At 62.2% G+C, this 13062-nt stretch carries 12 protein-coding genes and 1 pseudogene; 7 read left to right on the top strand and 6 right to left on the bottom strand.

The window, feature by feature from the left end:
- Nucleotides 1-65 precede the first annotated feature (65 nt).
- Entirely contained in the window at nt 66-2429 is a 2364-nt protein-coding gene (locus tag KSS97_RS10870; protein WP_198798057.1) for a DNA polymerase II, read from the bottom strand.
- Between the two features lie 302 nt (nt 2430-2731).
- On the opposite strand from KSS97_RS10870, the gene KSS97_RS10865 reads away from it, so the two are divergent.
- The 5 genes from KSS97_RS10865 to KSS97_RS10845 all read left to right on the top strand — a co-directional run bounded on the left by KSS97_RS10865 (nt 2732) and on the right by KSS97_RS10845 (nt 6686).
- Nucleotides 2732-3172 (top strand): CBS domain-containing protein, encoded by a 441-nt coding sequence (locus tag KSS97_RS10865; protein WP_030138503.1) that lies wholly within the window; start codon nt 2732-2734, stop codon nt 3170-3172.
- A gap of 71 nt (nt 3173-3243) precedes the next feature.
- The gene (locus tag KSS97_RS10860) at nt 3244-3840 is read left to right on the top strand and encodes a paraquat-inducible protein A (RefSeq protein ID WP_217861612.1); all 597 of its coding nucleotides are present in this window, start codon (nt 3244-3246) and stop codon (nt 3838-3840) included.
- Nucleotides 3841-3851: 11 nt separating this feature from the next.
- A complete protein-coding gene (locus KSS97_RS10855) occupies nt 3852-4496 on the top strand; it encodes a paraquat-inducible protein A (protein ID WP_085987035.1) in 645 nt (214 codons plus the stop codon).
- On the top strand, nt 4477-6132 hold the full coding sequence (locus KSS97_RS10850; RefSeq protein WP_030138500.1) for a PqiB family protein: 1656 nt from the start codon (nt 4477-4479) through the stop codon (nt 6130-6132). Before KSS97_RS10855 ends, KSS97_RS10850 begins: the two co-directional genes overlap by 20 nt.
- A 17-nt stretch (nt 6133-6149) precedes the next feature.
- Nucleotides 6150-6686, top strand: a complete 537-nt coding sequence (locus KSS97_RS10845; RefSeq protein ID WP_030138499.1) for a PqiC family protein — start codon at nt 6150-6152, stop codon at nt 6684-6686.
- A gap of 1 nt (nt 6687) precedes the next feature.
- On the opposite strand, the gene KSS97_RS10840 is transcribed toward KSS97_RS10845, so the two are convergent.
- A complete protein-coding gene (locus KSS97_RS10840; RefSeq protein ID WP_030138498.1) occupies nt 6688-7317 on the bottom strand; it encodes a glutathione S-transferase family protein in 630 nt (209 codons plus the stop codon).
- 193 nt (nt 7318-7510) lie between these two features.
- Between KSS97_RS10840 and KSS97_RS10835 the strand changes: the two are divergent.
- Nucleotides 7511-7861: pseudogene (locus tag KSS97_RS10835) on the top strand (phage infection protein); the annotation flags it as partial.
- Between the two features lie 241 nt (nt 7862-8102).
- Here the strand turns inward: KSS97_RS10835 and KSS97_RS10830 are convergent.
- From KSS97_RS10830 to KSS97_RS10815, 4 genes are all read right to left on the bottom strand, one after another.
- Entirely contained in the window at nt 8103-9197 is a 1095-nt protein-coding gene (locus KSS97_RS10830) for a DUF1615 domain-containing protein (RefSeq protein ID WP_030140098.1), read from the bottom strand.
- Nucleotides 9198-9407: 210 nt separating this feature from the next.
- Nucleotides 9408-10382, bottom strand: a complete 975-nt coding sequence (gene hemB / locus KSS97_RS10825) for a porphobilinogen synthase (protein ID WP_198798054.1) — start codon at nt 10380-10382, stop codon at nt 9408-9410.
- 116 nt (nt 10383-10498) lie between these two features.
- Complete coding sequence (locus KSS97_RS10820) at nt 10499-11350, bottom strand: PhzF family phenazine biosynthesis protein (RefSeq protein ID WP_030140096.1); 852 nt, start codon at nt 11348-11350, stop codon at nt 10499-10501.
- Nucleotides 11347-12045 carry a glutathione binding-like protein gene (locus KSS97_RS10815; RefSeq protein WP_198798052.1) on the bottom strand — a complete coding sequence of 233 codons (699 nt, stop codon included), beginning with the start codon at nt 12043-12045 and terminating at the stop codon, nt 11347-11349. The genes KSS97_RS10820 and KSS97_RS10815 overlap by 4 nt, the downstream gene beginning before the upstream one ends.
- Nucleotides 12046-12336: 291 nt before the next feature.
- Between KSS97_RS10815 and KSS97_RS10810 the strand changes: the two genes are divergently transcribed.
- Nucleotides 12337-13011, top strand: a complete 675-nt coding sequence (locus KSS97_RS10810) for a hypothetical protein (RefSeq protein WP_030140094.1) — start codon at nt 12337-12339, stop codon at nt 13009-13011.
- The last annotated feature ends 51 nt before the right edge of the window (nt 13012-13062 follow it).

Genomic DNA, 13062 nt, shown 5'->3' with positions numbered 1-13062 from the left:
CAACCGAGCGAGAGCAAGCTATCTCGCCACAAGAGCCTCCCCCTCCAGCCCATCACTCAGCGGCGTCAGAACAACCCCATCTGCCCCCCAACCAGCGTCGAAAAATCATCCCCCACAAACGGCAGGATCGCGTCCGCCACCGGCTGTAGCTGCTTGGTCACGTAATGGTCGTAATCGATGGGCGCGCTGCGGGTTTCCAGCGGCTCGGGGCCGGCGACGGTGATCACGTAGCTGATCCAGCCGCCGTTCTGATACTGCCGTGGACGGCCCTGGCGTTCGTTGAACTCGTCGGCGAGCCGCGCGGCCCGTACGTGGGGCGGCACGTTGCGTTCGTAATCGTCAAGGGGGCGGCGCAGGCGCTTGCGGTAGACCAGGCGTTCATCGAACGTGCCGGCCAGCGTCTGGCGCACATAATCGCGCACGTAGTCCTGATAGGGCTGGCGATGAAAGATCCGTCCGTACAGCTCCTGCTGGAACTGCCGGGCCAGCGGCGACCAGTCGGTGCGCACGGTTTCCAGGCCCTTGTAGATGATCTCGTCGCTGCCGTCGGCACGGGTCACCAGGCCGGCGTAGCGCTTCTTGCTGCCCTCCTCCGCGCCGCGGATGGTTGGCATCAGGAAGCGCTTGAAGTGGGTTTCGAATTGCAGCTCCAGCGCGCTTTCCAGCCCGAACTCATCACGCACCTGCTCGCGCCACCACTGGTTGACGTACGCCACCAGTTCCCGGCCGATGCCCGCCGCCTCCTCCTGGCCATGGGCCCGGCGCAACCAGACAAACGTCGAATCGGTGTCGCCATAGATCACCACATGCCCGCGGGCTTCGATCAACTGCCGGGTGCGTTGCATGATCTGATGACCGCGCAGGGTGATGGACGACGCGAGGCGCGGGTCGAAGAAGCGACAGCCACTCGAGCCAAGCACGCCATAAAACGCGTTCATGATGATTTTCAGCGCCTGGGACAGCGGCGCATTGTGTTCGCGCTTGGCGGTCTCCCGGCCTTCGGCGACCCGCGCGACGATGGCCGGCAGGCAATGTCGAGTACGGGAGAACCGCGCCCCGCGAAAGCCTGGCACCGACGCGTGATCATCCGGATGGCGCAGGCCTTCGATCAGTCCCACCGGGTCGATGAGGAAGGTGCGGATGATCGACGGATACAGGCTCTTGTAATCGAGCACAAGAACCGACTCGTAGAGCCCCGGCTGGGAATCCATGACAAACCCGCCAGGGCTGGCCTCGGGCGGACGCTGGCCGAGGTTCGGCGCGACAAAACCCTGGCGATGCATAAGCGGCATGTACAGGTGCGTGAACGCCGCCACCGAGCCCCCGCTGCGATCCGCCGGCAGGCCGGTGACGCTGGCGCGCTCCAACAGGAACTCGAGCAGGTCGGTCTTGGCGAAGATCCGCGTCACCAGCTCGCAGTCCTTGAGGTTGTAGCGGGCCAGGGCCGGCTTGTCCTCGGCGAACATGCGGTTGATCTCGTCCATGCGCTGGTACGGGTTGTCGATGGACTTGCCTTCGCCCAACAAGGTTTGCGCGACGTTTTCCAGGCTGAACGACGGGAAACTCCAGGTCGCCGAGCGCAGGGATTCGATCCCGTCGATGATCAACCGCCCCGCCGCCGAAGCGAAAAAATGGTTGTTGCGCGCGCCGTGCTCGCGCCATTGCATTTCCTCCCCGCCGCGTCCCAGGCGCAGCGGCACGGCCAACCGGCGGGCATGTTCATGCAGCACGCGCAAATCGAACTGGACCAGGTTCCAGCCGATGATCGCGTCAGGGTCGAAACGGGCGAACCACTCGTTGAGCTTCTTCAACAGCAGCGTGCGGGACTCACAGTATTCCAGCTGGAAATCCACCTCGCGATCATCGCCATTCGGCGGTCCGAGCATGTACACCTGGCGTTCGCCACAACCTTCCAGGGCAATGGAATACAACTCACCCTGGGCGGTGGTCTCGATGTCCAGAGACACCAGCCGCAGCGGCGGACGGTATTCGGGCGCCGGTTTCATCTGGGCATCGAGCAGCAGGCCATCGGCCGAGGGCGTGCCGCCGAACCAGACCGGGGCGGTGATGAAGCGCTCCATCAGGTAGCGCTCCGGCGGGCGGATGTCGGCTTCGAATACTTCCACGCCGGCGCGCCGCAGCGTGGTGTCCAGGCGCATCAGTTGCGCATGCTGCCGGCAATACAGGCCCAGCACCGGGCGGTGTTCGAAATCCAGCAGGTCCAGGGGACGCAGTTCGACGTCCTTTTCCCCTTGCAACAACGCCTCGACCTGGCCGCGCTGGACCTGCGGCACGAACGCCACCGAGGGCTGCACCGGCAGGCGCACGCGCCGGGGGCCGGCATCGGTTGCCAGCCAGAACTCGACTTCGGTGCCCGCCGGGGTGTCGCGCCAATGCCGGGTCAGGACGAAGCCCTGCTGTAGATTCACCGCTGAAACCTCGAAACTCAGATGTCACGCATTCTACCCGTGGAGAGGGGATTTATCCCCGCTGGGCTGCACCGCAGCCCCAGCAACTTGCATTAGATGAATGTCGTGTCGACATTTTTGGGACTGCTGCGCAGCCCAGCGGGGATAAATCCCCTCGCCACAACGGCGGATGACTTTAGATAGGAGTGAATTCACCCGCCATGACGCTTTTGGACGACTGACTGCCGCTTTATCGCTTGCTCTGCGCCGTTGGGTCTACGATTCTTTAATCACCCGCAAAAAACGACACCCGAGGCCTCACCATGAAAACCGTCGCGCAGTTGCTCCGGATAAAAGACGAGAAGAACCAGCAAGTGCACACCATTTCACCGGACGACATGGTTTTGCAGGCCCTGATGCGCATGGCCGAGAAAAACGTCGGCGCCCTGCTGGTGGTGAAGAACGACGAAGTGCTGGGCATCATCAGCGAGCGCGACTACGCGCGCAAAATGGTCCTGCACGGGCGCTCCTCGGTGGGCACGAAAGTCAGCGACATCATGGTTTCGCCCGTGATTACCATCGACCCTCACCAGAACGTCGAAACCTGCCTGAGCATCATGACCGAAAAACATTTGCGGCATTTGCCCGTCGTGGAGGACGGCAAGCTGGTCGGCCTGTTGTCAATCGGCGACCTGGTCAAGGAAGCCATTGCCGAGCAGGCGGACCTGATCAGACAACTGGAGCAATACATTCGCGGCGAATGATCGACTCGGGCGGGTTGCTCATTTGCGACTCACTTCTATATTGAAGGAGTTGTCCCTGCCCGAGCATTCCGATGGCCGTCACCGACCGACTGATCATTTGTGAACATTGCGATGCGGTGTACGAGCCGATTGAGCTCGGCCCGCATCAACGAGCCTTGTGCGTGCAATGCCATGCGGTGATCCAGCGGCACGACGGCCTGACCATCGAGCAGCGCCTGGCCCTGACCATCACCGCGGCGGTGTTGTGGGTCTTTGCCAACGTCTATCCGGTGATGAGCATCCGGCTCCAGGGCCTGAGCAACAGCGCGACGCTGTGGGATTCCGTCGTGGCGCTGAGCCAGGGACCGATCACGTTCATCGCCCTGGTCGCCGCGGTGGCGATCATCATCGCCCCAGCCTTCCAGTTGGCGCTCTTGCTCTGGGTGCTGGGCTACGCCTATTCAAACCGCCGGGCTCCGGCGTTCAACCTGTGTATGCGCAGCCTGGAAACACTGCGCCCGTGGAGCATGCTGGAAGTGTGTCTGCTGGGGGCGCTGGTCGCGGTCATCAAGCTTGCCGGGCTGCTCGACGTGCTGCCAGGCATCGGCCTGTTCGCCCTGGGAGCCTTGAGCCTGCTGATGATCCGCATCGCCGGCCGCGACGTCCGTGACCTGTGGGACCGCCTGTGAACGGCGCACCGCTGGGCAACCCGCCCCGGGCCGATGATCTGAACCTGTGCCTGTGCCACAGTTGCGGCCTGGCGTGCGACATGGCCGACGAACCCGAGACCTGCCCGCGCTGCGATGCCCGCCTGCACCGGCGCAAACCCGATACCCTGACGCGCACCTGGGCGTATATGCTGGCAGCCCTGGTGTTTTATATTCCTGCCAACCTGCTGCCGGTCATGAACACCCAGATGCTCGGCGAAGGCGCGGACAGCACCATCATCAGTGGCGTCCTCGAGTTCTGGCACAGCGGTGCCTGGGACATCGCTCTGATCATCTTCATCGCCAGCATCGCGGTGCCCGGCATCAAGTTCGTCGTGCTGACGCTGCTGCTGGTGACCGTGCAACGGCGCAGCACCTGGGCCCAGGTCCAGCGCGCGAAGCTGTACCGGCTGGTCGAAGTCATCGGCTATTGGTCGATGCTCGACGTGCTGGTCGTGGCGTTGGTGGCGGCCCTGGTGAAATTCCAGGCGTTGAGCGATATCGAACCGCGACCGGGGATCCTGTTCTTTGGCCTCGTGGTGCTGTTCACCATGCTGTCGGCCATGAGTTTCGACCCACGCTTGATCTGGGACACCCAACCCTCCGAGGAGACCATGGATGAAGTCGCAAGCCACTGACGGACAACCCGCACCGGGTCGCGCGCATGTCACCAGCCGTCGCTGGACGGTCTCGCTGGTGTGGATCGTGCCGATCATCGCGGTGTTGGTGGGCGTGTCCCTGGTGGTGCATAACTGGCTGCAGGAAGGCCCGACCATCACCATTACCTTCAAGACAGGCGAAGGCCTGACGGCCAACAAGACCCCGGTCAAATACCGCAACGTGGTGATCGGCCAGGTGACGGACGTGCAACTGAGCGAGGATCAGAAAAATGTCACCGCCACGGTCAAGCTCGCCAAGACCGCCGATACGTTCACCCACGAAGACTCGGTGTTCTGGGTGGTCAGGCCACGCATTGGCGCGGGCGGGATTTCCGGGATAGATACCTTGCTGTCGGGGGATTTCATCGGCGCCGACGCCGGCCATTCGAAAGTCCGCGCCAAGTCCTTCACCGGCCTGGAGGCGCCACCGCCCATCACCTACGGCGAACCGGGCAAGCGCTTCACCCTGCACTCACAGGACCTTGGTTCGCTGGACATCGGCTCGCCGGTCTACCTGCGCAAGATCCCGGTGGGCCAAGTGGTGTCCTACGCGCTGGATGCCGACGGCAAGGGCGTCAACATCGAAGTATTCATCAATGCGCCAAACGACGCCTACGTTACCGAGAACACCCGTTTCTGGAACGTCAGCGGGGTTGATGTGAACGTCGGAGCCAACGGCTTCGCGGTCAAGACCGAATCCCTGTCCGCCTTGCTGGTGGGTGGCATTGCCTTCAGGGCACCGGAATACAGCCCCAACGACACGCCAGCCGCCGAAGACAAGAATTTCGAGCTGTTCGCCGACCAGCAGAGCGCCCTCGCCCCGCCCAGTGGCAAGGCCCAGTACCTGGCGCTGCGCTTCGACCAGGCATTGCGGGGGTTGCGCGTCGGGGCCCCGGTGGAATTCCTCGGGATCGAGATCGGCCGGGTGGTGGCCATGAACCTGGATTTCGACGAAAAACAGCGCACGTTCCCCGTGAATGTCGGCATCGTGATCTACCCCCAATTGCTGGGCAAGGCGCATGAGAAGTTGCTCAAATCCCTGGATTACGACCCGGAAGACGAAGCCGCCGCGGCTCGGCTGGTCGGCAGTTTCGTCGAGCGGGGCCTGCGTGCCCAGGCCCGCAGCGGCAACCTGCTGACCGGGCAGTTGTACATTTCGCTGGATTTCTACCCCAAGGCCGAAAGAGTCGCCTTCGACACGTCCGCCCGCCCCCTGCGGATCCCCACGATTCCGGGCAGCCTCCAACAATTGCAGGAACAACTGCAGACGGTGATCGAGCGTATCAACAAGCTGCCGCTGGAAAGCATTGCCAGCAATCTGGACGGCAATCTCGTAGAACTGCGCAAAGGCCTGTCGCAATTCAACAGCAAGACCCTTCCGGGCGTGCAAAGTACCTTGCAGGACGTGAGCAAGACCTTGCAGTCGGCCAATTCGACCCTGGCGGAGGATTCCCCACAGCGCGAACAACTGACCCAGACCCTGGACGACCTGGGCCGCATGTCGCGGTCGTTGCGCGAACTGTCCGACTACCTGAGCCGCCACCCCGAATCGTTGCTTCGCGGCCGTCCGAAAGACGCCCCGGCGCAAAACCTTTCCTTCCCGGTGAAAGAATGACCCCTGGAGCACGCCTGATGCCGCTGACGCTGAGATGCTCGTTGATCGCCCTGGCGCTGCTGCTCGGTGCCTGCCGCAGCGACCCCATTCACTATCACACCCTGAGCCCGGCCCAACCGGCCGGCCAGGCACGCGCGGGGGTGGATATCCAGATCGAGCAACTCAGCGTGCCGCCCCAGGTGGATCGCACCCAGATGGTCATTCGCCAGGGCGACAGCGGATTGGCGATCCTGGAGACCGAATGGTGGGGCTCAAGCCTGGCGGATGAACTGCGCAGCAGCCTCGATGAACAACTGAGCAATCCCGGCGCGCCGAAGCGGTTGCTACGGGTGGACGTGCAGCGCTTCGACTCGATCCCCGGCCGGTACGCTCGCATGGACGTGCAATGGCGATTGCGCAGCCTTGGCAACGCCGCCAGCACCCTGACCTGTCGCAGCAGCTTGCAAACGCCGGCCGCAGGCAATATCGACGACCTGGTGAAGGGCCATCAGAACAACGTCCGGCAGTTTGTCGACCTCGTCGGGCAAGCGGCCTCGCGCAACGCCTGCCCTTGATTCACCCAGGCCAGTGGAGCGAAAGCACCGGCGCGACACGGGGGTGGCGGTCGATGCGCTCGAGCAAGGCATAAAACTCGGGACGGGCGCTGAGCATCGCTTCACGGGTCTCGACCCATTTCGTGATCACCGCCGCCAGGATATCCAGCGCCCCGGGCTCGGCACCACTGAGGAACGGTGTCGCCGGAAACTGATCGGCGAACAATGCCCAATTGCGATACAGCCTTTGCTTGGTGCCTGCCACCAGTCGCTCCCGGACAGCCTCGTCCGCGTCCGGCAACCAGCGTTCAGGAAAATCGATAATGCCGATGGGCGTGTAGCAATTGGCGGCAATATAGACCAGGCCGCGTATGACCTGCCCGCGCTGGGCCGGGTTTTCCGGCAGCAGCTTCGATTCCGGAAAAGACAACCCCAGGTGGATCAGGATCGCTGCCGCCTCGGTCAGGACCGAGCCGTCCGGCAGTTGCAGGGTCGGAACCTGCTTCTGCGGATTCAACGCCTCGAGTTCTTTCGCCGCGTCATTGTCCTCGGTCGAATACGTATCGACCCGGCGGTAAGGCACCCCACACAGATACAGGGCAATTTCCACGGCAGAAGAACCCGACTGACTGTGGCCGAACAGTTGATACATATGCGTGCCTCCTGCAAAGGGATTCAGCCGGTAGAACCCGCAGCCCCATCAGCGTTCCATCAAGCTCATTGACAACAGCCCGAGCAGCTATCACCGCCATCGATGTTCACCATCATTTCAATGAAGTTCTCCTGACCGGTGCCCGGCGCAACAATGGCCCCACACAAACAAACACCCCCCGGAGCACACCATCATGAAACGCCAAATCATCCTCAGCTTCGCTTTCTCGGTCCTGGCAGCCAACGTATTCGCCGCCTCCTCCCAACCCGTCATTGCCGAAGGTGGCTCTGATCGCCTGATCGAAAACCGCGTCGCTGAAGGCGGTGCCGACCGTCTGCTGGAACGCCGCGTCGCTGAAGGTGGTTCCGATCGCTTGATCGAAAACCGCGTCGCTGAAGGTGGCTCCGACCGTCTGCTGGAACGCCGCGTCGCTGAAGGTGGCTCCGACCGCTTGATCGAAAACCGCGTCGCTGAAGGCGGTGCAGACCGTCTGCTGGAACGCCGCGTTGCTGAAGGTGGTTCCGATCGTCTGGCTCAGAACCGTGCATGAGTGGCCTGTCGGCGGTGCCTGAAGCAGTCTCGAATAGTGGTCAATGGAATCCGTGGCGAGGGAGCTTGCTCCCGCTTGAGCGCGAAGCGCTCACAAGAAAGGGGCCGCCCGAAGCGTCGGACCGCCCCAGCGGGAGCAAGCTCCCTCGCCACAGGTTCATCGCTTACCCCAAGCGAACAACATTACCCCGGCAAGAGCCCGGCCTTATCCGCCGGGCTTTTTCATGGCCAGCGGTTTAGCGTCCCGAAGCCCGCGCCATGCACCGCTGGTAACGTTCGTCCACGCGCTTGGCGAACCATGCGGTGGTCAGCTTGCGAGTGATTTTTGGACTTTTGAGCACGATCCCCGGCAGCACCGCCCGAGGCAACGGCTTGCCCTCGGCCTTTTCAGCCAGTTCGAACACACGCTTGTAGAGCTTGCTGTCCTCGAATGCCAGGCTGTCCCCCAACTCCAACTGATCGCGGATGGTCGGGTTGCGCATCCCCAACGACTTGCCCAACGTGCGAACCGCCAGCTCCGTGCTGCCGGGCATGATTGAGTCATGCAGGATCAGATCGCCGTCCAGGGCCAGGCTGATGCCCGAAGCGCGGCTCACCGCGTGCTGGAACGCCGCGTTGCGACTGGCGTACCAACCGGCGTTGAAATCGGCGAACCGGTACAGCGGCTCGGTGTAGCTCACCGGATACCCCAACAAATGGGCAACGCCGAAATACATGCCGCCACGACGGCTGAACACTTCCCGCCGAATCGAGCCATCCACCGTGTAGGGATAATTCCGCGCATTGGCCTGGGCAAATGCGATGCTGACCTGCATTGGGCCACCCGTGTGCACCGGATTGAAACCATCGAACAGCGTCTTGCCCAGCGGCACCATACTGATGAAATCATCAAAAATCGCGCTGAGTTCTTTCTCGCTTCGCGCCGCACTGAGACGATCACTGTAGCTTTTGCCATTCGGCGAGCGCACCTGGAGCGCGGCGCTGACCAGCAGTCCCGGGACATGAACCTTCGCCGCGCGTCGGTCGATTTCCTGCCGGGCAATCTTGCCCAGTCCCGGTACGGTGGGATCGGCCTGGAAAGTCGATTCCTGCTCGGTCACCGCCAGTACCGAACAAATGTTCTGGGTGGTCGGCGGGATCTGTTGAGCCGAAAAGGCGACGTAGATATCGCTGGCCCAGCCTTCTCGGTCAGCGGTCTTGGCCGGCAATAACCGAACGATCTGCGCCTTGACTTCGGCAGGCTGGCGCTCTGGCTCCTGGGCCTGGCGCGTGCCGCAACCGGCCAGGGCCAGCAAGGCGGCGAGACTGATCGTCAATCGAGTGAATTGCATGGTGCTCCATCAGATCCATTGTTCGGGAGCAACCATACGACCAAAAGCCCAGGGAGGCTACTGAAGGGAAACAGATGAATGACAAGGAAGATCCTGTGGGAGCGGGCTTGCTCGCGAATGCGGAGTGTCAGTCACTACCTTCTGCACTGGCATACCGCTTCGCGAGCAAGCCTGCTCCCACATCGGTCCATCCCTGCGTGGAATGCCTGATCAGATCCCGCTCAACGCCAGGTCCATGGCGAAGTAAGTGAAAATCAGGTCCGCCCCTGCCCGCTTGATCGCGCCAAGGCTTTCACGCACCACCCGAGCTTCGTCGATGGCACCCGCCTGGGCGGCAAATTTGATCATCGCGTATTCGCCGCTGACCTGATAGGCCGACAACGGCAGGTTCGACGCCTGGCGGATGTCGCGGATGATGTCGAGATAGGCCCCGGCCGGCTTGACCATCAGCGCATCGGCGCCTTCCTGCTCGTCGAGCAACGACTCGCGCAGCGCTTCGCGACGGTTCATCGGGTTCATCTGGTAGCTCTTGCGGTCGCCCTTCAAGGCGCTGCCGCCCGCCTCGCGGAACGGACCGTAGAGCGCCGAGGCGAATTTGGTCGAATACGCCATGATGGCCGTCTGGCTGAAGCCCGCCTCGTCCAGGGCCCTGCGAATGGCCTGGACCTGTCCGTCCATGGCCGCTGACGGCGCGATGACATCGGCACCGGCACGCGCTGCCGCCACGGCCTGCTTGCCCAGGTTGATCAGGGTCCGGTCGTTATCCACTTCATGGCCGTGCAGCACGCCGCAGTGGCCATGATCGGTGTACTCACAGAAGCAAGTGTCGGACATCACGACCATTTCCGGCACGGCGTCCTTGCAGATCCCGGCCATGCGCGACACCAGGCCACGCTCACTCCACGTGTCGCTACCGTCGCTGTCCAGATGATGGGACACGCCAAAGGTCATCACCGACTTGATGCCGGCGCGGGCATAGCGCTCGATTTCGCCAGCCAGTTTCGACTCGGGGATACGCATCACACCGGGCATGCTCTTGATCGGCACGAAATCGTCGATTTCTTCTTCGACGAAGATCGGCAGTACCAGGTCGTTCAGGGTGAACTCGGTTTCCTGGAACAGGCTGCGCAAGCTTGCGTTGCGGCGCAGACGACGTGGACGTGCTTCGGGGAAGTGGCTGGACATGGGACTCCTGGGGTAAAAATGGGGCTCGATCACAGGGAGCAAAGCTTATGCCCTGGCCGGCCAGGGCACAAACATCGGCGGGAAAACAGAGTGTTACCGGCAAGGCAATAATCCGCTCAGAGCGTCAACACGCCATTGATGCAGGTCACCACGGCACCACCAATCCAGACCTCATCGCCGATCCGCTCGACATGAATCCGCCCGGCCCGCCCCATGGTCACGCCCTGGCTGACCACGTAGGCGCTGGGCGCCAAGCCCTTGCTCAGCATCCACTGGGCGAGCCCGGCATTCAGGCTACCGGTGGCGGGATCCTCCGGCATGCCATCGCCGGCGATGAACCCACGCACTTCGAATTGAGCGGCATCGCCATCCACCTCCGGATCCCACGGCGCAACAACCCCTACGGCCAGGTCACGCAATTGGTAATAATCCGGCTTGAGCGTCAAGACTTGTTGGCGATCCTTGAGCAGCAAGGCCAACCAACCGGCGCCGTTGTCGACCCACTGTGCGTCGACTATCGCCTCGGCTGGAAGCCCCAACCCCTTGCGCACTCGCTCCAGCACGTCGACTTCCAGCGGGCCGGACTTGAGCAAGGGCGGCGCCAGAAAGGCCAGGCCATAGTCGCTGCGGCGAATCCTGACGAGCCCGACACCGCATTCCTGCACGATTTCCTGCCCTTTCGGCACGCCCCCGGCTTCCAGCCACGCGTGGCAACTGCCCAGGGTCGGATGCCCGGCAAACGGCAATTCGGTCGAGGTGGTGAAGATGCGCACCCGGTAATCGGCTTCCGGGTGCTGCGGCGCCAGCACGAACGTGGTCTCACTGAGGTTGGTCCAGTTGGCGAAAGTCGCCATGCGTTCTTCGCTGATCCCATCGGCCCCCAGCACCACCGCCAGCGGATTCCCCTTGAGCGACGCTTCGCTGAACACGTCCAGCTGCTTGAAATCGAATCGACGCGTCGTCGTCATTCTGGAATCTTCAGGCCGCGAGCCACTGCCGGTCGCGCCAGGAAGCGCTCCAGCACCCGTGTCACGTTGGGAAAGTCCTGGATGCCCACCAGATCACCCGCCTCGTAGAACCCGATCAAATTGCGCACCCACGGGAACGTGGCGATATCAGCGATGGTGTAGCGCTCACCCATGATCCAGTCCCGGCCCTGGAGTCGGCCGTCGAGCACCTTGAGCAGGCGTTTGCTTTCTTCGACATAACGGTCGCGCGGACGCTTGTCTTCGTAATCCTTGCCGGCGAATTTGTTGAAGAACCCCAACTGCCCGAACATCGGCCCGATCCCGCCCATCTGGAACATCAGCCACTGGATCGTTTCGTAGCGCGCCGCCGATTCCTGGGCCAGCAGTTGACCGCTCTTGTCCGCCAGGTAAATCAGGATCGCCCCCGATTCGAACAACGCCAGCGGCTGATCCCCCGGCCCATGGGGGTCGAGAATCGCCGGGATCTTGTTGTTGGGGTTCAGCGACAGGAACTCAGGCGACAACTGGTCATTGTTACCGAAGTCGACTTTATGTGGCTCGTAGGGCAGGCCGGTCTCTTCGAGCATGATCGAGACTTTAACCCCATTGGGGGTTGGCAACGAGTAGAGCTGAATCCACTCAGGGTACTGGGCCGGCCATTTTTGAGTGATGGGGAACGGGGTCAGGTTGGGCATGAAATGGGTTCCAAGTATCAGTCAGAAAGCTGAAGCATAAATCAGCTGATCGGCTTTTGGCCGTCGCCCTTCTTAAATCCGCAACATCCTGTCGCTAACATTCGCTTCAGTCTCTGGCGGGATGCCGTTACAACACAGCGCACCGGCCAGGATCGAACCAACGGGCGGAAAGGGACTCAGAGAACTGCCCCGAGGAATCGAAGCGGCGTAACGACAAGGAAAACACCCAAGCCCTCAGGCTTCGTGGTGCCGGGGTTTGTCAGCCTGAATCGAAACCGAAGACGCCATTCAATGATCAAGCCAGAGAAATTCGCCCGTTACCTCAAAAGCCGTTCGTGGCTGATGCTGCCGACGCTGCTGGTGTCCTGTGGACTGGTGTTGTCGCTGGAATCCAGCGTGAGCCGCGCCCAGCCAGTCGATGGCGTGCAGACCCTGGTGTTCCTGCGCCACGCCGAGAAACCCGCCGGAGGCCTGGGCCAGCTCAATTGCCAAGGGCTCAATCGCGCCATCGACCTGGCGACCTTGCTGCCGGAAAAATTCGGCAAGGCCGACTACGTATTCGCCGCCAACCCTACCCGGAATGTCGAAGAAGGTGAGCTGGACAATTCCTACAGCTACATCCGCCCGCTGATGACCATCAGTCCCAGCGCCATCAAGCTGGGCCTGCCGGTGAACATCGAATATTCGGCCAACGACACCAGCGACCTGGCCGATGAATTACTGCATGACAAATACCACAACGCCACCATCTATACCGCCTGGTCCCACGGCTACTTGCCGGAACTGATCAACAAGGTCGCGGGCGAAGCGGTGGGCAAGCGGCTCAAGATCACCGATGACTGGGCGTCGAGCGATTTCGATTCGCTGTACGTGCTGACACTGACCTGGCACAACGGCAAGGCCAGCCTGACCAGCCAGAGCTACAAGCAAGGGCTGGATAACGGGCAGGAGACGTGCCCGACCTAAACCGCCAACTCGATGTGTCGACGAACCCTGACTGTGGGAGCGGGCTTGCTC

It is taken from the genome of Pseudomonas alvandae (genome assembly GCF_019141525.1).
In the GTDB taxonomy this organism is placed as follows: domain Bacteria; phylum Pseudomonadota; class Gammaproteobacteria; order Pseudomonadales; family Pseudomonadaceae; genus Aquipseudomonas; species Aquipseudomonas alvandae.
Note: the sequence above shows the minus strand (reverse complement) of the source record. Positions and strands in the feature narration are given on the sequence as shown.